11 protein-coding genes are annotated in these 23,606 nt (G+C 44.3%); 8 read left to right on the top strand and 3 right to left on the bottom strand.

The annotated features are described in order from the left end of the window. Positions 1-171 precede the first annotated feature (171 nt). A complete protein-coding gene (locus tag MHI15_RS14310; protein ID WP_076195090.1) occupies positions 172-1,218 on the bottom strand; it encodes a LacI family DNA-binding transcriptional regulator in 1,047 nt (348 codons plus the stop codon). Positions 1,219-1,906: 688 nt separating this feature from the next. Here MHI15_RS14310 and MHI15_RS14305 point away from each other — a divergent pair. Continuing rightward, positions 1,907-8,500 carry a pullulanase gene (locus tag MHI15_RS14305; RefSeq protein WP_341164532.1) on the top strand — a complete coding sequence of 2,198 codons (6,594 nt, stop codon included), beginning with the start codon at positions 1,907-1,909 and terminating at the stop codon, positions 8,498-8,500. A gap of 14 nt (positions 8,501-8,514) precedes the next feature. Next, the gene (locus MHI15_RS14300) at positions 8,515-9,699 is read left to right on the top strand and encodes an S-layer homology domain-containing protein (RefSeq protein ID WP_341164531.1); all 1,185 of its coding nucleotides are present in this window, start codon (positions 8,515-8,517) and stop codon (positions 9,697-9,699) included. Between the two features lie 163 nt (positions 9,700-9,862). Here the strand turns inward: MHI15_RS14300 and MHI15_RS14295 are convergent, their stop codons facing one another. After that, on the bottom strand, positions 9,863-11,608 hold the full coding sequence (locus MHI15_RS14295; RefSeq protein WP_341164530.1) for an alpha-glycosidase: 1,746 nt from the start codon (positions 11,606-11,608) through the stop codon (positions 9,863-9,865). 879 nt (positions 11,609-12,487) lie between these two features. On the opposite strand from MHI15_RS14295, the gene MHI15_RS14290 reads away from it, so the two are divergent. From MHI15_RS14290 to MHI15_RS14265, 6 genes are all read left to right on the top strand, one after another. Further along, positions 12,488-13,819, top strand: coding sequence for a sugar ABC transporter substrate-binding protein (locus tag MHI15_RS14290; protein ID WP_076126469.1), 1,332 nt, complete (start codon positions 12,488-12,490; stop codon positions 13,817-13,819). A gap of 107 nt (positions 13,820-13,926) precedes the next feature. Further along, positions 13,927-15,240 carry a sugar ABC transporter permease gene (locus MHI15_RS14285; RefSeq protein WP_036684375.1) on the top strand — a complete coding sequence of 438 codons (1,314 nt, stop codon included), beginning with the start codon at positions 13,927-13,929 and terminating at the stop codon, positions 15,238-15,240. Next, on the top strand, positions 15,237-16,079 hold the full coding sequence (locus tag MHI15_RS14280) for a sugar ABC transporter permease (RefSeq protein WP_076126471.1): 843 nt from the start codon (positions 15,237-15,239) through the stop codon (positions 16,077-16,079). Before MHI15_RS14285 ends, MHI15_RS14280 begins: the two co-directional genes overlap by 4 nt. A gap of 97 nt (positions 16,080-16,176) precedes the next feature. Beyond that, positions 16,177-18,231 carry a methyl-accepting chemotaxis protein gene (locus MHI15_RS14275; RefSeq protein ID WP_339247494.1) on the top strand — a complete coding sequence of 685 codons (2,055 nt, stop codon included), beginning with the start codon at positions 16,177-16,179 and terminating at the stop codon, positions 18,229-18,231. Between the two features lie 151 nt (positions 18,232-18,382). Continuing rightward, positions 18,383-19,315, top strand: a complete 933-nt coding sequence (locus MHI15_RS14270) for an AraC family transcriptional regulator (RefSeq protein WP_341164529.1) — start codon at positions 18,383-18,385, stop codon at positions 19,313-19,315. Between the two features lie 118 nt (positions 19,316-19,433). Beyond that, on the top strand, positions 19,434-20,939 hold the full coding sequence (locus tag MHI15_RS14265; protein ID WP_341164528.1) for an alpha-glucosidase/alpha-galactosidase: 1,506 nt from the start codon (positions 19,434-19,436) through the stop codon (positions 20,937-20,939). A gap of 1,459 nt (positions 20,940-22,398) precedes the next feature. Here the strand turns inward: MHI15_RS14265 and yhbH are convergent. Then, positions 22,399-23,562: a sporulation protein YhbH gene (yhbH, locus tag MHI15_RS14260; RefSeq protein ID WP_036684553.1), complete on the bottom strand. Its 1,164-nt coding sequence runs from the start codon at positions 23,560-23,562 to the stop codon at positions 22,399-22,401. Positions 23,563-23,606: the final 44 nt, after the last annotated feature.

Below are 23,606 nucleotides of genomic sequence, written 5' to 3'. Positions count from 1 at the left end.
TTAGAATCTTATTAAACCGTTTAAACTTTGATTAAGATGTGTAAGTTTATCCTAACCTAAGATCCTAGAAATCACCCATAAAGAACTGGATCATTAAGTATTGTATGATTTAGCGCAAACGTTTGTACAGATTTTCAAAAAATAAATGAAGCGATTAAACGCTTCACTTATTCATTCGGTTTTATGCTTTGCCTGAGAGTGCATGGATGACTCTCTCACGATCAGACGATGGGGAATGACAAATCGGTTGGTATGACCTGAACCGTTATCCGGACTCTTGATATTTTGGATAAGTACTTGTGATGCGGTGTAGCCAAGATGATAAATTCCTATATCAATACTGCTGATCGGAGGACTAGATAATTCAGATAATGGAATATTGTTAAAGCTTACAATGGCGAGATCGTCTGGAACCTTGTATTTCAGTTCATTCAACCCGCGCAAAATTCCGAACGATACCATGTCATCCACCGCTACCAGCGCAGTGGGTCGATTCGGCAAATTCATGAAAAAGGACATCGCTCTATAGCCGCTATCCTGTAGAAATTCACCCTCTACAATCCATTCATCCCGCATTTCTAAACCGCTATTCTGCAATGCTTTACGATATCCGGCGAGACGGTCACGAGAAACGATTAGATTAGGTGGTCCACTTACGAAGCCAATACGTTTATGCCCCATGGAAATGAGGTGGTTCGTAGCATCGTATGCTGCCATCACATTATCATTATCGACTGATAAAATATTCTCATATTTATCACTCCGGCCAACAAGCACGAATGGATAATCGTTGCTCTCTAGAAAATCAATAACGGCATCATCCGTACGAGAGTAAAGCAGAATAACGCCGTCAACACGGCGACCCTTCAGAAGTCGTGAAACGGCTTCCAGTTCTTCTTTCTCGTTCGCTCCGGAGCTTATCAGCACATCATAACCGGAACGGCTGGCTTGTGTAACGATCCCGCGAATTAATTCCATAAAAAATAGATTAGAGAACAGCTCTTCAGCAGGTTTAGGAAGACTGAAGCAGATGCTGTTAGTAGTTTTCGACACCAAGCTCTTAGCCATCATGTTAGGGGTATAGCCCATATCCTCCATAATAGCTTTAACTTTGCGGGAAGTTTCCAGGCTGATTCTGGGATGGTTGGACAATACCCGGGATACCGTGGAGGGAGATACTCCCGCTTTCTTGGCCACATCCTTAATGGTAACTGTCATTGAAACCTCCTTATGGAACCGTTTGCTTTACACAGTAATATTAATCTAAGAGTTCTAAATTGTAAATAGATAAAGTCATTCAAAAGGAGGAAATTGCTACTTTTGGAAGGAACACAAGAAATTTCAATGCAATATTGTTGCTTTTCACCAAAAAAGTATGAATGATTCGGGAATTTTGATCTTAATATGTATAAATGCGGTCTGAATTTTGTGAAAAGAGCATTCGCTGAATGCAAACGTATGGCTTAAAGGATGCAAGAACTTAGCTGAAAGGAAGGGAAGAACAAGTTTCGTTTTTATTGCGGCTTTAAATTGAGCTTTTATTTTAGAAAATACTGGTTGACAATACCGTAAATTCGGCATTAGTATGTAAATCAAAATACAGCAAGCGTTTTCATTGGGTATTTTTAGGCTGTAATCAGTTGCACTAACGATCGGGTTTTATGGACTAGTGTTTGTGCATAGCTTTTTGCAAACGATTGCACTAATTTCGACATGATGTATCAAGCTTTTACCTTGATAGAAGGATGGTGACAGCGTTGAATTGGCTTGACGAGCCCTACATATAGACCTTCTTCACCTTCAGAAGGAATTCGCATGATTTATAATCTCATAAATTGGTGGGGTTTGTGAAATCATGTATCCGCTTGCAAAAAGGGAATTCATAATTATGGGAGGTTTTGCAAAAATGAAAATAAGTTTATGGGGGAAGAGGGCATTTGCGATCTTTATGATCATTGCTCTCGTGTTCTCTGGTCTTGGACTACATCCTGTTAATGTTACAGCAGCAACGACGAAGGTTGTGTTGGTCGGGGATCTGCAGTCTAAATTTACATCGACAGATGCGGAAACGCCGGGTAAGGATTGGGATGAGACATCGGTAGTTACCCAAATGACCTATTCAGATAATGGCCTATATTCTTTTACAGGCACATTGCCGGCAGGAGAATATAACTACAAGGTTACTCTAAATGATTTATGGGATGAGAACTATGGATTCACAAGTTACACCAATCCTCAGGGGAGCAATGATGGGGAGAATATTCATATCAAGCTAGAAACAGAGACTGCCGTGACCTTTTATTATAATGACTTAACTCATAAAATAGCCGACTCCACGTATTACACACCGATTGCTTCCGCTAAACTACCAAGATTGACAGGAAACCTGCCGGCAGAAGCACTTACCACATTATCTGATCCTGATTTTGATGATGTTTACAGTACGGTGGCTACCCTTCCTAAGGGAGATTACACCTACCAAGTTTCTGTTCCAGGAGACGGTGAAGCCGGGGATCAATTGTATCCCGAAACTGCTAATAATCTGAGTCTTCCTTCCGATCTGCCGGTTAACTTTAAATTTAATCCACTGGATGGCAGTGTGACAGCTGAATATAAAATTCCTTCTGAACCTGTTGAGGTTACCCCTGTTCCGGCTGGACACATCCGTATTCACTACAATCGGACAGCTGGTGACTATGAAAATCAGGGATTATGGACATGGGATGATGTTCAATCCCCTTCCGCAAATTGGCCAACAGGGGCAACTTCATTTCCTGAAGGGCAAATCGATTCTTATGGTGCTTATGTTGACGTGCCAGTGAAGGATGGAGCCAAGAAAATTTCGTTTCTTGTGGTAAACCGAGTCACTCAGGCTAAGGATGAAGGCGATAAACTCTTTGCCATTAACACGCCTGAGACGAATGAAATTTGGATCAAGCAAGGGTCAAATGATGTAACACCGTATGAACCAGTTGCACTTGCTCCTAATACAGTGCGAATTCACTATACCAGAGCTGATACAAATCATGATCAATACGGACTGTGGCTGTGGGATGACGTCGTAGCCCCATCCGAAAATTGGCCGTCTGGTGCCACTCCTTTTGTGGCAGATCAAACAGATCGTTATGGTGCATATGTTGATGTTCCGCTTATTGAGAACGCGAAGAAAATTGGCTTTATTGTGATGAAACCTTCGAACGGTGATAAGGACGGTGACAATAAAACCTTTAGCCTGCTGGATCGATACAATCAGCTATGGGTTAAAGAAGGAGACAACAATGTTTATGTTTCTCCGTTTGGAGAGACACCAATTGGCTTAGTATCCGCAGAGGTGTTGTCGACGAGCAAAATCCTTCTCGGCTTCACACTGACTGACGGTTTGGATCCAGCAGCCTTAAAGTCAGCAATTACAGTTAAGGATAAAGAGGGTGCTGCAGTCCCGATTACTGCGGTAACCCTTACAAGCAAAACTTCAATCGAAGTGGATACAGAAGCTTTTGATTTGGAAAAAGTTCCGCTTAGCGTTACCTATTCAGGTAAAACAGTCTCCGCCGCAAGTGGCTGGAGAATGCTTGATGAAATGTACAATTATACAGGAGACGATCTTGGAGCTACGTATAATGCTGACAAAACAGCCACATTGAAATTATGGGCACCTAAAGCAAGCGGAGTCGTTGTAAATCTTTACGATAAGAATGACTCTAACGTGCAAGTGGGTAGTGTTGCTTTAACACTCGGCGAGCAAGGGGTTTGGTCAGTCCAGCTGAAGCCAGCTGATTTGACAGGCACAACGGCAACAGATGTAAGGGGCTTCTTTTATCAATACGAAGTAACGAATGACGGTGTAACCCATAAGGTCCTTGATCCTTATGCTAAATCAATGGCGGTATTCACTGTGGATACCACAGGTGCTGCTGGTGCCGGCGGGGATACAGTGGGCAAAGCGGCTATCGTTGATTTAAGCCAGACGAACCCTGATACCTTTGGGTATGCTGATATAAAAGGCTACGAAAAACGTGAGGACGCCATCATCTACGAAGTCCACGTGAGAGATTTTACATCGGATGTATCGATCGAGGATAGTCTGAGTGGGGAAAGATGGGGTTCTTATAGCGCTTTTGAAAAGAAACTTGATTATATTAAATCTCTTGGTGTAACGCATGTTCAGTTGCTTCCTGTGATGGCTTGGTATTACGGGGATGAGACGAAGATGGGGACTAGAGAGCCAGATTATTCCGCAAAAAACAATGAATACAACTGGGGGTATGATCCTCATAGCTATTTCTCTCCGGACGGGGCTTATTCACAGAATCCTGCCGATCCAGAAGAGCGGATTAAAGAACTAAAAGGTTTGATTGATGCCGTGCATGAAGCTGGAATGGGTGTCGTTCTGGACGTAGTGTATACTCACATGGCTAAAAAAGAATTTTTAAACGACATCGTACCTAATTACTATGCCTTCCAAGATGCAAACGGCAACTTTATCGGGGGGTTCGGCAACAATTTAGCCACCAACCATAAAATGGCTGAGAAGCTGATGGTTGATTCGGTAAAATACTGGTTTGAAGAGTATAAGATTGATGGAATGCGCTGGGATATGATGGGCGATGCGACAGCTGATGCTGTTCAGCATGCTTATGATGCCGCGGCAGCAGTGAATCCGAAGGCACTCTTTATTGGTGAAGGCTGGAGAACATTCGGCGGCGCTGCGGCTGATCCTTCTCTCGCTGGGCAAGGTGCAGATCAGGATTGGATGGACAAAACGGATAGTGTCGGTGTTTTCTCCGATGAATTCCGTAATGAATTGAAGTCTGGTTATGGTTCCGAAGGTCAGCCTAGATTTATTACCGGTGGAGCACGTCCGATCGCTACAATCCTGGACAATATTAAAGCTCAACCTTCGAATACACCAGCAGATGATCCGGGTGATATCGTCCCATACATCGAAGCTCATGATAATCTGACACTTCATGATGTCATAGCACAATCGATCAAGAAGGATCCGGATATTGCTGAGAATGAGCTTGAAATTCAGCAGCGGATCAGATTAGGAAATATGCTCGTATTAACTTCTCAAGGTACAGCCTTCATCCATGCCGGTCAGGAATATGGGCGGACTAAGCAGTGGAAGGGCACAACGGATCCTGAGGATAAATTCACAGAGATGTTCGACAATAACAACCAATCGTTTGGCTATTTCATTCATGATTCTTACGATTCATCGGATGCAGTTAACATGTTTGATTGGACCAAAGCAACGGATGAATCTAAGTTCCCAGTACAGAACACGACAAGAAAATATACGTCGGGTCTGATGGAGCTAAGAAAATCAACGGATGCCTTCCGATTGGGCGATAAGGATTTGGTTGACTCTAACATTAACCTGATTCCTGCTCCAGAAATGAAGGATAACGATCTTGTCATCGGTTATTCCAACAAAGCAACAGATGGTACTGGCATCTATTATGTCTTCATGAATGGTGACAGCACAACTAGAAAGCTGACCTTATCTGAGGATTTGACGGGTGGTCAAGTGCTTGTGGACAACGATGAAGCTGGTGTTACAGCGATACCGGCTGCGCAGCAGACAGGTTTTATTTTGACAGCAAATTCAATTACATTAGAGCCTTTGACGGCTGTGATTATTCAAAAGGAAGCTGCACCAGTTAAGCTGACCTCTTTGGAAACAGATAGTGCAAGCTACACGCTGGCAGCAGGAAATACGCATCAAACCGCTGTTTTTGCGAAATATGATGACAATAGCAGAAGTAATGTTACTAAGAAGGCTACTTACCTTTCCAATAAACCTGAAGTGGCTACAGTAACTGATAAAGGTCTAGTCAAAGCGGTTGGGCTAGGAACGGCAACCCTTACTATCTCTTATGAGGGTGTTTCCACAACCGTCACCGTTAAAGTTACTGACAAACGATATGTTCAATTCACTTATACCCGTAGCGATAAGGACTATAAGGATTGGAATATCTGGGTTTGGAACACTGGAGCTAAAAATGACCAGATTGATTTCACAACCTTTAAGAATGGCACAGCGAGCGTTCTGATTGAGGTTGCGGAGAATGCAACAAGCGTTGGATTTGTCCTGCGCAAAGGTACGGATTGGAACACGGGAAAACAAGACTACCCGGACGATCGTGTCATACCGTTGACCCCTGGTGAACCGTTCACTAAGGTGTATGTAACCAGTATGGTTAAAGAGCTTGATATCAAACCAAGTATTAGCGGCCCCATTTTAAAAGATGGAACGATTACTTTCAGATACCGCGACGACGCTTTGTTCCGTACTGGAAATATGGACGCAATAACAGCTGCTAAAGTAAAAGTGAACGGCACTTCGTATCCAATGATCTATGATCCGGCTAACGAGTGGTTCACTTATACACTGGCTGATTTAAAAGAAGGTATGTATAAATATACTTTCTTGATTACTAAAGACGGCGTCACTACCGAAATTACAGATCCAAAGAATACGGTGAATGATGAATCTGTTATTGATTATCATCAACCTGTCGTTACGATTACGGCATCCGTAAGTCCAGAGGCAGTCACATCCAATCAGAATGCTGTTGTAAGCATCAACGCTTCCTCTTCGGAAAAAGTAACTTACTCTGAAGCATATATGGATTTAACCAATCTTGGAGGACCTAGCAAAGTTAAGCTGGATACGGAACTCTTGAAACAAACGGTTGCTGTGAAAGACACGGTGTCAGCGGGCATCAAGGATATTCCGATTACGCTCGTAGACCAATACGGCAATGCACATAAGGAAAAGGCTACACTTGAGGTGAAAGCAAGAGCCTATACAGGGGATAAGCTGGATTTTGATTGGGATGAGGCCCGGATTTATTTCGCGCTTACAGACCGATTTAAAGACGGTGACCCAACGAATAATGAGAATGTAAATAAAGATCATCTGGAAGCTTATCATGGTGGAGATTTCCGGGGGATGATCGACAATCTCGATTATTTGCAAGAGCTAGGAATTAACACGTTATGGATCACGCCAATCGTAGATAATATTGATTTTAACAAAGGCGTTGACTTTGGCAGCGAACAATATGGATACCATGGGTATTGGGCAAAAGATTTTACCAAGCTCGACGAGCATCTTGGCGATATGGCAACCTTCAAGGAGCTGATCGAAAAGGCGCATGACAAAGGGATCAAGATCATGGTTGACGTTGTACTCAATCATACGGGTTACGGTCTGAAAGCTGAGGATACCTATCCGACAATTACAGCTGAGGATAAAGCACGTTTCGAAGGGATGCTGCGCACGGATGGTGTATCCGCAGATACAGATCCAATTAAGGGTGAGCTTGCTTTCCTGCCAGATTTCAAGACGGAAGATCCAGCCGTTCGTGAAAAAATTATCGCTTGGCAAACAGGCTGGTTAGACAACGCACGTACGGAACGTGGAGACACGATTGATTATTTCCGTGTGGATACAGTCAAGCACGTGGACGATACGACTTGGAAAGCCTTTAAAAATGCACTGACAGCGATTGATCCAAACTTCAAAATGACCGGCGAATACTTCGGTGGAACCATTGATAACAATGGTGGAATGCTCGAAACTAGCCAGATGGATGGTCTGCTTGATTTTGGATTTAAAGATGCAGCCAGAGATTTTGCAAATGGTAAGGTAAACAGTGTGGATGCTTATCTGCAGGAACGTGAATTAAAGATCGATAATACGAAGATGATGGCTCAATTCCTGAGCAGTCACGATGAGAATGGTTTCTTGTCTGATTATGTGGGAGGCGATAAAGGCAAGCTGAAGATTGCTGCAGCTCTGCAAATTACAGCCAAAGGACAGCCGGTAATATACTACGGAGAAGAACTGGGGAATTCCGGAAGCAATGCTGGAAATATGTCTGAAGGTCAATTCAGTGAGAACCGTAAGGATATGCCTTGGGATCAATTGACGGCAGAGAAGCCACTACATGACCATTTTCAAAAGCTGTTGAATATCCGTGCGAAGTACTCCAAAGTGTATTCCAAAGGTGCGCGCACGAAGCTCGCAGGTTCAGATGATTCAGGTTATTTAGCTTTCAACAAATCTTATGAAGATGAGAACGTAGTGACGGTAATCAATACTAAAACTAGTGGGAATTCTGTAACGATTCCAGTACCGTTTGCTGCCAATTCATCGGTAACCGATGAATACAGCGGTAAAACATACATGGTTTCCGAAGATCAAAAGGTAAATATTGATCTGCCAGGCAGAGATGAGGGAGGCACGATTATTTTGGCGGAAGTATCGGATGTTATACCGACACCAACGCCGATACCAACGCCGACGCCGACACCAACGCCGACGCCGACACCATCGTCGACGCCAACGCCGACACCAACGTCGACGCCAACACCGACACCAGCCGCACGACCCAACGCCGTACACCAACGTCGACGCCAACGCCGACACCAACGTCGACGCCAACACCAACACCAACATCGACGCCGACGCCGACACCAGAAGTAACACCGTCGCCTGAGGTGACACCAACACCAACGCCAGAAGCCACAGCGGCACCAACCTCTGGAGTTGTTGTTAACCCTAGCCCTACGCCGCCAGCGGATACTCAGGTTGTGAATGAGGATAGCTTGAAGAATGGTAAAGACGGCAAGGTGCAAATTGATGTTGCTGCCGGTAAGACAGCGGTACGCTTACCTTTACAAGCTGCACAAATACTAGGAACTAATGATCTTGTGTTTAAAATGGGAGATCTGTTAGTTACTATCCCTAGCCAGCTTTTAAGTACAATGCCAAGTTTAGCTTCAGGTATTGATGGGGTAGGTGCCCAAATCTTGCTTGAACTGAACCCACTGGCGCAGTCTGCTGCGAAAGCCATAGTAGACGGTATAAACAAAGATAGTGCTCATATTAGCTCTCTTTCCGATGTATTTGAATTCAGACTTAGCGTGCTGATGAAAGACGGTACTCGGATTGTAATTAAGCAGTTCGATGAGCCGATTACGATCTCATTCAAGATTAAAGGGCAATTCAACAAAGACTTAATCGGAATCTATTATTTAAGTGATAATGGCGGGTTAGAGTACGTGGGAGGACAGCTGAATGGAGATGTGATCACGGCACAAGTCACACACTTCAGTAAGTATGCTGTGCTTGAAATCGATAAGTCGTTCAAAGATGTTCCTGCAACCTATTGGGCATTTAAGGCGATTCAATCACTTGCCGCCAAACAAATTGTGTCAGGGGTCACTACCTCTGAGTTTGATCCAAAAAGTAATGTTAGCCGTGCGGAATTTACAGCACTACTAGTACGTGCACTTGGCTTAAAAGCGGAAGGGCAGGTCCTGTTTACTGACATCAGGTCAGATGCATGGTATGCCTCATATGTAGCCACAGCTACTAAGCTGGGTATTGTTAGTGGACGGAGTAATAATAGTTTTGCGCCGAATGCATCAATTACCCGTGAGGAAATGGCTGTTATGGCGATCCGCGCACTTGAAGTGAAGTCTGGTAAGAAGCTTGAACCTGTAGCAGTCTCTACGGCATTTACTGACGCTTCAAGTATTAGCAAGTGGGCGGAAGCCTATGTGAAGACTGCAGCAGACTTAGGACTCCTGCAAGGCCGAGAGAACAAACGATTCGCTCCAAAAGCATGGATGACACGCGCAGAAAGCGCACAGGTTATTTATACGCTGCTGAGCAAGTAGGCTAAACTAAGGTGTGCTGAATTCTGGCACCCCTTAGTTTGAGCAGCGGTTAGCATTTTAGTATGCTCCAAAAGAAAACAGGGTATCCCGAAGCGATTATCGCTTGCGAGATACCCTGTTTTGATATGCTGTATGGCTGGGCAGTGGGAAGAAAAGAAATCTTTTAGATGATTGCCTTTAGGATAGCGAATCCATAGGCTGGCATTTTCACGATCAGCTTGCTTCGTTCTGTGCGCATTGTTTCGCCTGTAAACAAGTTCTCCCAATCCCGCTCGTCTACGTCAATACGGAAGGTCTGAGCGGTCTCTTCACTGTTGATTAGTACCACAATCGTCTGCAGATCCAGCCGGCGCTCATAGGCTAGCTTGCTGCCTTGTTGTCCTGCCTCAAGGAAGGTAAATGTACCTGTGCGGAGAGCAGGGTGGTTATTGCGTATTTTAATAAGCTGACGATAGAACTCGAAGAGCTCTCGATCCTGCTTTTCAGGGTTCCACTCCATGCATTTGCGGCAACCAGGGTCACCTTCACCGTCCATGCCGATCTCGTCACCGTAATAGATGCAGGGAGTGCCCATAAAGGTGAATTGGAACAGTGCCGCTAATCGCATCTTGTTTTTGTCTCCAGCAGCCAGCGTAAGCAGTCGTGGAGTATCGTGGCTGTCCAGCAGATTAAAAGCAACTTCACTAGCCTGCAGCGGGTAGCGTGATAACTGTTTACCAATGGAATTGGCGAATCCTTCAGCATCAAGAGTGCCATTCACAAAGAAGTCAAGGACGGCGTCAGTGAAAGGATAGTTCATAACGGCATCAAATTTATCGCCTTCCAGCCAAGGTGCAGATTCATGCCAGATTTCCCCCAATATGTAGGCCTCAGGATTAGCACGTTTAACCACCTTGCGGAATTCCCGCCAGAAATCATGATCCACTTCATTGGCAACGTCCAGACGCCAGCCATCGATCCCGACTTCTTTGATCCAGTATTCTGCGACTTTCAGTAAGTATTGTTTAACTTCAGGGTGTTCTGTGTTTAGCTTTGGCATTAGCGGTTCAAAAGCAAAGGTGTCATAAGTAGGGACACCGTTTTCAATCTGAAGCGGAAACTTACGAATATGGAACCAATCTTTAAAGGCGGAAGCCTCTCCTTTTTCTTGAACATCTACAAAAGGAGCAAAGGTTTTGCCAGAATGATTGAATACGGCATCTAGCAGGACACGAATCCCACGTTTATGGCAGCTATCGACGAGCTTTTTTAAAGTCTCAATATCTCCAAAATGCGGATCGACTTTCATATAGTCTTCTGTATCGTATTTATGATTAGTAGTTGCATCAAAGATAGGTGTGAAATAAATAGCAGTGATCCCAAGCTCGTTAAGATGATCTAAATGATCAATAACCCCTTGCAGGTCGCCGCCAAAAAAATTGGTTGGTGTTGGTTCGGAGCCCCATGGCTGAACATTTTCCGGATCAAGGCTCGGGTCACCATTTGCAAAGCGTTCTGGGAAGATCTGATAAAAAACAGCGTCCTTTACCCAGGCAGGCGGAGCGAATACGTCAACGCGGTTAATGAAGGGGAATTCGAACAGCTTGTTTGGGTTTTCCGGCCGCACCGTTTGAAAGTCACTTTCGGTCATCCAAATTCGTTCGTTATCTTTTTGAAGTAAGAAGCCGTATTTCAAGCGGCGGTAGAGAGGTACTGAAGCACATTCCCAATAGTCAAACATAGCATCGGAGGTGAAGAGGGTCATGGGAATTAGCTCTTTTGTGGTATCCCAAGCATATTTATCTCCAGCAAAGGCGAACACTTCGGTTAAATCCCCTTTTTTAGCGCGTAGACGCAGGTGAATCGTACTTTCATTATAGGCATAAGACCAATTTAACCGCGGACGATGATACACTGCTTCCAGTAACATGATAAATCCTCCTAAAGTTTTGTTAGCGTTACTTCCTCGGAGACTTCGGCAAAACCGCATCGAAAGCATACGCTAAGTTTTGTTAGCGTTACTTCCTCGGAGACTTCGGCAAAACCACATCGAAAGCATACGCTAAGTTTTGTTAGCGCTACTTTCTCGAAAGCATAAACTATTCCCGGACGATACTCCACAGAGCGCGTGGAATGTAGAATGTCGCTATTGTTATTGGTTGCACAGTTTTTTATGCAACATGCACTAAATCAGTAGCCGAGTAGCACATAACAAAGAGGCACAACCACCGCGAAGTAGCTTGCCCGAGGTTGTACCTTTGATAAGTAACATTGCCTTTTAATTATATAGAACAGGAGGCAGACAAGGGATGTTGTGCTTCATGCTGGACAGCCTCTTAACGTTTTGGATTATAGCATGGAATAAAAGGGCTTTCAATACTCTTGTTCAAACCATTGCACTAAATTTCACTAAAGTAAACGAGCATTGTGAAGGGCAATTTATGAGAAATCTCTTGAAATAGAGAAAATGTGGCATATTAGGGGCAAATAAAATAGATATTCCAATAATAAACACATGAATTATCGACTAATTAAAAGATATCATGTGAAAAATGGAGATATATGCCTATAATGTATATCAAATAATGGAAAATGACCCAATACAGTATATGCAAACGTTTTTAAAAACAATCGTTACTGTTGTATGATGTACTCATGAATGAAGCGCTTTCTTACCTGTGAAATGCAGATACAGAAGGAGCAAGCTAAAAGAAGAACTTTTTTTTTAGCCTTTCTGAAATCGTTTGCGCAGATTACAGCACTACTATTTTCCATCTTACGTTTTTAAAAATTGGGAGGGGTTAAAGTAATGAAATTGAAAAAAATGATGGTTATCACCGCAGCTTTCTCAATGGCTCTGTCCGTTACAGCATGCGGTTCCAACAACAACAGTACGAATAACGGGGGCAACAACGCAGCAAAAGCTACTAATAATGCTACTACAGAGACTGCAGCGCCAGAGAGCACAGATGCAGCAGCAACAGATGAAATTGTACCTGAAGATGGCGCAACTCTAGTGGTATGGGAAAGTAAAGAAGAAAGACCTTTTGCAGATGAGATTGCTAAACAGTTCACAGCAAAATATAACGTTCCAGTCAAGGTTGAAGAATTGGCACCACCAGATCAAGTAACTAAACTTACTCAAGATGGTCCTTCAGGATTAGCGGCAGACGTTATTCTTATCCCTCACGATAACTTAGGTAAAGCGGCAAGCGCGAGCTTGGTTCTTCCTAACGATGTCTTCGGTGAAGAAACAAAAGCTAACAATACTGAAGCTTCGATTATCGGATCTTCGTACGAAGGCGAATTGTATGGTTACCCAAGAGCAGCAGAAACTTATGCATTGTTCTACAATAAATCGCTTGTTAAAGAAGCACCTAAATCATTTGATGATGTTCTTGCATTCAGCAAAACATTCACGGATAAATCGAAAAATAGATATGGGATTATGTGGGAAGTAGGAAACTTGTACTTCAACTACATGTTTATCGCTTCCGATGGCGGATACCTCTTCGGTAAGGATGGTACGGATAAAGATGATATCGGTCTTGCTAACGATGGCGCAATTGCAGGACTTAAAGAATTTGTGAAACTGAAGGAAGCATTGCCAATTAAGAGTGGTGATATCAACAGTGATATCAAACGCAGCTTGTTCAACTCTGGTGATGTAGCTATGGATATCACAGGTCCATGGGAGCTTGGAGGATACAAAGAAGCTCTTGGTGACAACCTTGGTATTGCTCCAATCCCTACAGTGAATGGCAAAACAGCAATTACATTCTCTGGTATTAAAATTTTCGCAGTTAACTCGTTTACTCAATATCCGAATGCTGCTAAATTGTATGCGAATTTTGCTTCAAGCAAAGACGCTCAGCTGTTACTGAACAAAACCATTGGTTCGGTTCCTACAAACAACGAGGCGCTTCTTGATCCACAGATCTCTAGCGATCCATATGTCTCTGTTTTTGCAGAACAAGCTAAGAACTCCCAACCGATGCCTTCTATTCCTGAAATGGGTAACGTATGGAGCCCAGTGAATGCTGCCCTTCCAGAAATTTGGGATAAAAATGGGGATCCAAAAGCAGCAATGGACAAAGCTGTACAACAAATCAAAGATTTGAATAACAGTGCATCCCAATAAGGATCATAATTCACTGTCTTAACAGCATACAGTGAATCAAGCTGCCCGCCGCATGTTTAGCGGCTGGCAGCTTCTTATTTTCACTCGGAGAGGAGAACGGAAGCGAAATGCAACGACATCGCACGAGGGCCGCAATACTGTCGACGATTTTTATGGGATTGGGACAAATATATAACCGCCAATTCGTTAAAGGAATATTATATTTAGCCGTAGAAGCTGTAGCCGTTTTTTATTTTATTGAGAACCTTGCCAACTCTTTATGGGGCATCGTAACACTAGGAGAGAATCCGAGTCGTCTGGTTAAAGTGAAGGGGATCGCCAAGATGGTTACCGGTGATCACTCGATTTATATCATGATCCAAAGCTTGATCACCATCCTTATTCTTATTCTATTGATTATCGCGTGGTATTTGAATATCAGAGATGCTTACAAGATTGGAGAAAAACGTGATAACGGTCTTCAGGCAAACACTTTTAAACAAAGTGTTCGTTATATCCTGGATTACAAGTTTGCTCAAGCGTTTCTAGTCTTGCCGGGCATTGGTGTTCTATTCTTTACGATTATGCCAATTATCTTCATGATCCTGTTGGCCTTTACGAACTATTCCGCACCTGATCATCTTCCACCCGCCAAATTGGTGGACTGGGTTGGATTTCAGACCTTTCGTAATTTATTGGTCCTTAAGACATGGAGCCACACTTTTTATGGTGTATTAACATGGACAATTATATGGGCAGTTCTTTCAACCATTACTACATACTTCGGAGGACTGTTGGTCGCTTTGCTGGTGAGTCAGAAGGGCATTCGCTTCAAAGGAATGTGGAGAGTAATTCTGATTGTGCCTTACGCGGTGCCACAGTTAATCTCGCTTCTGCTCATGCGCAACTTATTTAACGGTCAATTCGGGCCTATCAATCAATACATGGGGTATTTTGGATTGGATGGTTTACCGTGGCTGACTGACCCATTCTGGGCTAAGGTTACCGTAATTATCGTTAATATGTGGGTAGGTATTCCTGTTTCTATGCTGCTTATCATGGGCGTTCTGACTACTATCCCACGGGATATGTATGAAGCTGCTGAGGTGGATGGAGCATCGGGTTATCAGAAGTTCCGTATCGTAACGTTGCCGATGGTATTGTTCTCTACAGCACCGACCTTGATTACGCAGTTTGCAGGTAACATCAACAACTTTAACGCGATCTTCCTATTAACTGGTGGTAGTCCGGTAAATGGTGACTATCAATATGCCGGTTCTACGGACTTGCTAGTAACCTGGTTATACAAATTAACGCTAGATCAGAATAAAAACAACATGGCTTCGGCAATAGGGATTATTATCTTTATCATTGTCGCTTCATTCTCCCTGTACAATTACCGCCGGACGAAGTCATTTAAAGAGGAGGATATGATCCAATGAGCAGAAAAGTCGCGAACTTTATTCGCTTAGCAGGTAGTTATATTATCTTGATTGCTTTGTCGATAGCTGCACTCTATCCTGCCCTTTGGATTCTTTTAGCTTCTTTCCGACCTGGTAAATCATTGTACAGCAAAACGTTTATTCCCGAGCAATTCACTTTATCACATTACAGAGAATTGTTCACATCACCCAGCTATATGTTTGGGACTTGGTATGCCAATACCTTGAAAATAGCTGTGTTCTCGATGCTTATCGGGGTAGTTCTTACTTTGTTAACCAGTTATGCCGTATCCAGATTCCGGTTTAAAGCGCGTAAAACAGCGTTATCCACCGTATTGATTCTTGGTATGTTCCCTGGTTTTATGAGTATGATCGCTATTTATATGCTGCTTAAAGAGTTTAATTTGCTGGATACACATATTGCGTTAATTATCGTTTATGCGGCCGGGGCGCCGCTGGGAGGGACCTTTATCGCCAAAGGTTTCCTCGATACGATTCCTCGTTCCTTGGATGAGGCCGCTCGTATTGACGGGGCGAGCAATTTCGGAATATTTATGCGAATCATCTTACCTTTGTCACGTCCTATGATCACATATATGGCCCTGACTCAGTTTGTTGGACCATGGGTGGACTTCATTTTTGCGAGACTCATTCTGCGGACTAAGGAGAACTGGACAGTTGCAGTGGGGATGTGGGATATGGTTAACACCAATCAAAACACTAACTTTACCTTGTTCTCTGCGGGTGCGGTTTTGATCTCCATTCCAATTATGATTTTGTTTGTATTCTTGCAACGTCTGCTAGTAGATGGCTTGACAGCAGGAGCTAGTAAGGGGTAAACCCATTCGCTCGCTTCATGCTAATAAATGATCAGGGTACAGCCTTTATACAGAAATGGAGGGCTGTACCCTTATTTCGTCATGGGGAGTGAACTTAATGAAAAAGTCCTGGACTCTATATTTTAAATCTGTTGGAGTTAAACTGTTCGTTATTTTATTTAGTTCTATAGTTCTCTTATCCTCCGTGCTAGGATTGACTTCCTATTTTGCCGCTAAAAATATCATTACGAATGAGGTTGCTGCAGCCTCCACACAATCTGTAGTTCAGGCAGCGGACAAGCTGGATTTTGTGCTGGCAGAGTATGAGGCACTATCAAGGCAGTTTGCACTCGACTCTGTGTTAAAGGGTGATTTAGAAAAAATAAATAGCGGCGAGCTTACAACTGTGGCCAAAGCCGGTGCTGAAGATCGGATTCGCAGAAAGCTGGACTTGGTAAAAGGGTCTGATGAGCGGATGTATGGCGTCAGGCTGGTATCCAAGAGCTTGGTAGACTCAGAATCTTATAAGTCTGCTGGTATAAGTGGGATTCGTAGTGATGAAGGCATTTCTGCAAGATTAGAGCAAATTGCCGCAGCTAAAGGAGAGCCAGTCTGGTTTCCCGTTCGTGAGAAAGGCTTTTTTGATGCTTATACTGAGCCCTCCTTAACTATGGGGAGATTGCTACGTAATCTTTTACATCCCGAAGCGGAGTATTACATGCTAATCGAAGTGAAAGGGAAGGCCATGACTGAAATGCTGTCTAACCTTCAGATTGGGATGACCGGTGAAATTCGTATCTTGAGTGCGGATGGCAGCATTGTGTATGGTGCGGATCATGCCAAGCTGGGTCAACCCTCTTACATAAAAGTTTCAGAAGAACAAGGGAAAGAGCAAAATCATTCATTTACAGCGGAGGATGAGAACGGAAGTTCTCAGCTTGTTGTATACCAGCCCCTGGCGACTGCCAAGTGGATGCTTATGGGGTATGCTCCTGTCAGTGATTTTACTAAGTCTGCGGACAAGCTTTTATATATCACATTTTCTGTGGTGCTGGCGGCAGCCTTAATAGCACTACTAATTGGTTATATTCTTGTTCGATTGGTAGGGCGCCCGCTGGGTAAGCTGGCAATCTTGATGGAGGAAGGAGAGCGTGGGAACCTACAGGTACGAACCAATTTCAAGGGCAAAGATGAGATTGGCCGCTTGGGTCAAAGCTTCAACAAAATGATGGAGCAGATCTCCTTACTTGCAAGGCAGAGCGGGAATTCGGCAGATGAGGTCCTCCTTACTTCGGAACAATTAGTACAAGCATCAAGTACAATCTCCCTCCATGCCAGAGAGGTTGCGACCGCTACCGGTGAGATTGCAGCGGGGTCAGCCAGCCTCGCTGTTGAAGCCGAACGCAGTTATCACAATGTTGAGATTATCGGCAACAAAATGAGTGAAGTGACGGAAATAAATACAGTGATGGACCATTCAGCAGAACGGGTCATTGAGGTTAGCAATCAAGGTACAGAGCTGATGAAACTGCTGGTAGAGCAAAGTGAGTCTACGGTAGAGATGATCAATCGAATTCAAGATAATTCTACTAAGCTCAGAGAAAGCACTCATTTAATTCGCAGTATACTCAGCCCTATGATTGCTGTGAATAAGCAGACCAATATTTTGGCACTAAATGCTACCATAGAAGCAGTTAGAGCAGGTGCGGCAGGTAGAGGGTTCATAGTGATTGCTGATGAAATCAGGCAGCTCGCTAACCAGTCGAATGAATCGATTCAATCGGTCTCCAAGATCACGGAAGAGATTGGTCTACATATCGAGAACACCGTTAAGGATATCAATGAAGCCGCTCCTAAGTTCCGTGAACAAATCTCTTCTGTAAGAGAGTCGTCAACGATATTCGCGAGTGTCAAAGAGGAAATGGAACATTTCATGAAACATATTAGTGAATCTTCTGCTTCTGTCCTCGAACTGATTGAGTTCCAGCGTCAACTCGGTGAATCCATGGCCAGCGTAAGCTCCATCGTCCAGCAAACCACTGCTTCGACGGAGGAGGTAGCTTCTATGTCATCTCAGCAATTCACGGTTAGTGAGGAATTGGTTGCCCTATCGGAAAAGCTGGAGGGCTTGGCCGCCGATCTTAAGCACTCTTTGGTTTCTTTTCAAGTATGACAATATTATTCTAATAGAGACGGGCAATTTTCCAATATAATGGAGAGTTGCTCGTTTTTGTTGATTGATTGCTATCGGACGTTATCTTGTCTTCGAAGTGGCTAAAGAGATACACTTGTATTAAGTAATAAATGAAGAAAGTAGTGATCCATTGACGAACTTAAATCTGAGCCCTAGCGGGAGTCTTTTTCAGCAGGTTTTAATCGAGGGAGATTATAGTCCTCATTTTTTTGCTTACTATTATAAACAGTGGAATAACTACAATATGTCTTACCATCAGCATAATTCAACGGAAATCATGTATTTGATCTCAGGAAGTTGTATCGTAGATGTCCGTCCAAGCTCAGGAGGAGAAGAGAGAGTTCGGCTGAAGCGGGGAGAATTGATCATTTTAGACGCGAATGTTCCGCATAGGCTGATTGTTGAAGAGGGGGCACCTTGTCGGATGCTAAATGTGGAATTTGGGTTCATGGAATATAGAGGGGTTGCACCCTCTGTCGGCAAGCTAGCCCGTGAAGAAACGGCGCTCGCAGAAATGCTGCAGCTTCCTTTTTCCAGTTTAGTAATGCCTGATCCGGAGGAAATCTATCATGTTCTAAAGGGACTTGTGTTAGAGCTTGATCAGAGCGGCGGAAAGGGTGGAAGTATGGTTGATTTATTATTTTGTGAGCTTCTGTTGCGGTTATCCAGACTTCGGCAAGAGCAGCTTCATACCAGCCAACAGCACTCGCAGCTTTATGTGCGCCGGAGCATTGAATTCCTGCATCAGAACTATGACCAGAACATTCAGGTTAAGGACATCGCTGCCGCAGTTAATCTGCATCCCGGATATTTGCATCGAATTTTTAAGAGCCATACGGGTCGGACGCTCAGCGATTACTTGAACATGTTGCGAATGGAGAAAGCGAAGATGCTGCTTGGGCAGAGCGACATCCCGATTGCTGAAATTGCAGATTACGTAGGAATTAGCAGCAGGCAATATTTTCACCTTCTTTTTAAAAAATACGCCGATTGCACGCCTGTAGAATTCCGCAATTCCATTGAGCGTCACGCCTGGAGTTATGAAGAGCATGATTTTCAGTAGATAGGTTAGGATTTTTGACACCTTCTTTCAAAAGAGGTCATGATATTGGTTACGCTTTCCTAAGGTCCCTTGCTACAATGGACAGGAACAACCAATTCATTACCGGAGGATGATAACCATGTCATTTAAAGTGTCTTTTATAGGGGCAGGCAGCATTGGATTTACCCGTGGATTGTTGCGGGACTTACTAACTGTACCGGAATTTAAAAATATCGAAGTCTCATTTATGGATATTAACAGCCACAATCTGGAGATGGTCACGGAGCTATGCCAGCGTGATATTAAGGAGAATGGTTTAAATATACAAATTCAGGCGACAACGGATCGCAGAGAAGCACTGAAGGATGCCAAGTACGTATTTTGTACTATTCGGATGGGTGGGCTTGAAGCCTTTGCTACGGATGTGGACATTCCCTTAAAATACGGAGTGGATCAGTGTGTGGGAGATACTCTGTGTGCGGGTGGCATCATGTACGGGCAACGCGGAATTGCGGAGATGCTGAATATTTGCCGTGATATTAGGGAGATGGCAGCACCGGATGTACTTTTGCTTAACTATTCGAATCCGATGGCTATGCTGACCTGGGCCTGCAATAAATATGGTGGTGTTCGGACCATCGGTCTATGTCATGGTGTACAGCATGGGCACCAACAAATTGCAGATGTGTATGGTCTTAGGAAATCCGAAGTTGATATTATCTGTGCGGGCATCAATCACCAGACCTGGTATATTTCAGCAAGTCATGAGGGGAAGGATCTGACCGAAGGTCTTTTAGAGGCTTTTGAGAAACATCCGGAATTCAGCCGTACGGAAAAAGTGCGCATCGATATGCTTCGTCGCTTTGGCTACTATAGTACAGAATCCAATGGACACTTAAGTGAGTACGTGCCATGGTACCGTAAACGCAGTGATGAAATTATGGATTGGATCGATCTGGGGAGCTGGATTAACGGAGAAACAGGCGGTTATCTGCGTGTCTGCACGGAAGGTCGGAATTGGTTCGAGACCGATTTTCCAAACTGGATGAAAGACCCGGCATTGGAGTATACGAAGGAGAATCGCGGGGAAGAGCACGGCTCTTATATTATAGAAGGATTGGAAACGGGACGAGTGTACCGGGGGCACTTTAATACAGTGAACAATGGCGTAATCTCTAATTTACCAGAGGACGCCATTATCGAAGCACCGGGATATGTAGACCGGAACGGGATCTCCATGCCATTGGTAGGTGAATTGCCGCTGGGTCCTGCCGCCGTATGTAACGTGAGCATTTCAGTGCAACGTCTGGCGGTTGAAGCAGCTGTACACGGCGATGATAAGCTGTTACGTCAGGCATTTATGATGGACCCACTCGTTGGTGCTGTATGTAATCCAAAAGAAATCTGGCAGATGGTCGATGAGATGCTCGTCGCAGGGGAACAGTGGCTGCCTCAATACAGCGAAGCTATTGCTAGGGCCAAGGAACGTTTGGCTTCAGGAGAGCTTATCCCAACGAACGCTAACAACGAGGGCGCTGCTCGCCTGAAGGTGAAGACGGTGGATGAGATGATGCAGGACCGGGAAGCAGCGAACAAAAATGCTGGTGAGTCTGATAAAGGCAAGGATAGAGAGAAGGTTCATTAGGCTGTAGCGTTGAAAGCTTTTTAACTATAAATAACCTCCGCATTCCAGAGTTTGGGATTGGAGGTTTTTTTAGGATGTAAATCTAAGCGGGGGAAAAACAAAACAGCAGTCATAGCTTACGAAAACAAGCTGACATGGGTGGGGAGTACAAGTTTATCGGTACCGATCCAAATTGTGAAATTAGGTTTATAGTAGGAGTTATTATGTAACTGAAAAAAGAAAGTTAGTTTAATTTCACTGGCTTATTTTTTTATCTATACCGTAGCGCCGAGGGCTACAGTAATCCCACACAGTTGCCCTACATACTATACTGACGCATTCCTCGATACTTACGGACTCAGATGAGCAATTTGCCCATCCCCGATACTTGCGGTCCCAGATGACGCTATTCGTCCATTCCACGATACTTATGGAACCAGATGACGCTATTCGCCCATCCCTCGATACTTTCGGACCCAGATGACGCTATTTGCCCATCCCCCGATACTTGCGGACCTAGATGACGCTATTTAGCAATTTATCGCCTTTGGAGCGTATAATCGGACTCCAGTGCAGCTATTGCTCAGAATGAAGCTCGTTTTTGGTGTTTTTCATGCCTATAGCGGCTATGGGGTCCGATAGCAAGCCAAATATGCGATAAAGCTACGTATAAGGTCATCTGTGTCCGAAAGCGCCGATCTCCCAGAATCCCACAGTTGCCCTACATACTATTCTGACGCATCCCCGATACATACGGACCCAGATGACCCTATTCGTCCATCCCTCGATCTTACGGACCCAGATGACGCTATTCGTCCATCCCCGATACCTACGGACCTAGATGACTCTATTTATCAATTTATCGCCTTTGGAGCGTATTATCGGACTCCAGTGCAGCTATTGCTCAGAAAGAGGCTCTTTTTTGGTGTTTTTCGTGCTAATAGCAGCTATGGGGTCCGATAGCAATCCAAATGTGCGCTAAAGCTACTTATAAGGTCATCTGTGTCCGAAAGCGCCGATCCCCCAGAATCCCACAGTTGCCCTACATACTATTCTGACGCATCCCCGATACTTACGGACCCAGATGACCCTATTTGCAAATTTATCGCCTTTGGAGCGTATTATCGGACTCCAGTGCAGCTATTGCTCAGAATGAGGCTCGTTTTTGGTGTTTTTCATGCCTATAGCGGCTATGGGGTCCGATAGCAAGCCAAATATGCGATAAAGCTACGTATAAGGTCATCTGTGTCCGAAAGCGCCGATCTCCCAGAATCCCCAGTTGCCCTAATTGGATTTCCAGCGCATTCCCTGATACTTACGGACCCAGATGACGCTATTTGTCCCTCCCCTGATACTTGCGAACTTAGATGACGCAATTTACGAAGTTTGTTGTTTTGTTCAAGAAGGAGCAAAGCCAAAAACGCGGATGTCCCATCAGCCATTTTTGGCTTTTGGGATACCCGCGTTTTGGAGTGGGGGATTAAGAATTAACCGTACCCTTTGGACTAAAGAAGGTCTTCAGCGCCTGATACACTTCTTTTTTGTCTTTAATGACGTAATGCATGAATTGTTCATGTTTCAGATGGCGATAAGCTGACATCAAGGTACTGCTTCGATTGTATTGGTTCACCTCACCGTAGCCGAACATATTGCTTCGTTTCAGCAGTTCTCCGATCAGCTTCACGCAACGTTCGTTGTCGGAGGTGAGATTATCACCATCGGAGAAGTGAAATGGATAAATATTGTACTGCGCAGGCGGGTAGCGGCTATCGATAATTTCAATCGCTCGTTGATATGCCGAGGAACAAATCGTTCCCCCGCTTTCGCCACGGGTGAAGAAATCATGCTCACTGACTTCCTTAGCCTCCGTATGGTGGGCGAGAAAAACAATCTCTACCTTCTCATACTGGCGGCGCAGAAAACGGGTCATCCAGAAGAAGAAGCTGCGGGCGCAGTATTTTTCAAATGAACCCATCGAACCTGACGTATCCATCATCGCAATAATGACCGCATTGGAATGAGGTGTTCTAATATCATCCCATGTTTTGTAGCGCAGATCATCTGGGCTGATACTGTGAATGCCGGGATTTCCGCTGCTTGCATTGCGTCGAAGATTTTCCAGCAGCGTACGTTTTTTATCGATGTTGGACATCATCCCTTTTTTACGAATATCGTTAAAAATTATGGATTTGACCTCGATCTCTTCTTTATTCTTAGGCTTCAGATGAGGCAATTCCATATCCTGAAACAGAATGTCCTCCAGATCTTCCAGATTGACCTCTGCTTCCACGGTATCTTGGCCCGGCTGATCGCCTGCTTTTTCTCCTTTACCGGGCTGTGCCGATTGTGAATCGCGCCCAAGCACATCGCCAACCTGACTTTCCCCGTCGCCCTGTCCTACATGCTTCTGTTTACGGAAGTTATAAATAATCCGGTATTCATCCAGACTGCGAATCGGAACCTTCACAATCTGCTTACCGCCTGACAAAATAATATTTTCTTCGGTAACGAGGTCAGGCAAATTATCCTTGATGGCTTCTCTGACCTTTTGCTGATGGCGTTCCTGATCCTGATGACCTTTACGATGAAGGGACCAGTCTTCTTTTGAGACTACGAAGGAAAAGGGACCGGATGATTGCGACAGGATGACCACCTCCCATGGAATATGAAATGTTGATTGAGGCAATT

Origin of the sequence: Paenibacillus sp. FSL H7-0918 (genome assembly GCF_038007025.1) — a bacterium.
In the GTDB taxonomy this organism is placed as follows: Bacteria; Bacillota; Bacilli; order Paenibacillales; family Paenibacillaceae; genus Paenibacillus_AQ; species Paenibacillus_AQ odorifer.
The sequence above is the reverse complement of the archived record's forward strand: the minus strand, read 5'-3'. Positions and strand labels throughout refer to the sequence as shown.

Excerpts from the sequence above, each read along its gene's own strand:
- MHI15_RS14275 (WP_339247494.1), top strand. The coding sequence starts at position 16,177 with ATGAAAAAGTCCTGGACTCTATATTTTAAATCTGTTGGAGTTAAACTG.
- MHI15_RS14280 (WP_076126471.1), top strand. The coding sequence starts at position 15,237 with ATGAGCAGAAAAGTCGCGAACTTTATTCGCTTAGCAGGTAGTTATATT.
- MHI15_RS14305 (WP_341164532.1), top strand. The coding sequence starts at position 1,907 with ATGAAAATAAGTTTATGGGGGAAGAGGGCATTTGCGATCTTTATGATC.
- MHI15_RS14290 (WP_076126469.1), top strand. The coding sequence starts at position 12,488 with ATGAAATTGAAAAAAATGATGGTTATCACCGCAGCTTTCTCAATGGCT.
- MHI15_RS14265 (WP_341164528.1), top strand. The coding sequence starts at position 19,434 with ATGTCATTTAAAGTGTCTTTTATAGGGGCAGGCAGCATTGGATTTACC.
- MHI15_RS14295 (WP_341164530.1), bottom strand. The coding sequence starts at position 11,608 with ATGTTACTGGAAGCAGTGTATCATCGTCCGCGGTTAAATTGGTCTTAT.
- MHI15_RS14310 (WP_076195090.1), bottom strand. The coding sequence starts at position 1,218 with ATGACAGTTACCATTAAGGATGTGGCCAAGAAAGCGGGAGTATCTCCC.
- MHI15_RS14285 (WP_036684375.1), top strand. The coding sequence starts at position 13,927 with ATGCAACGACATCGCACGAGGGCCGCAATACTGTCGACGATTTTTATG.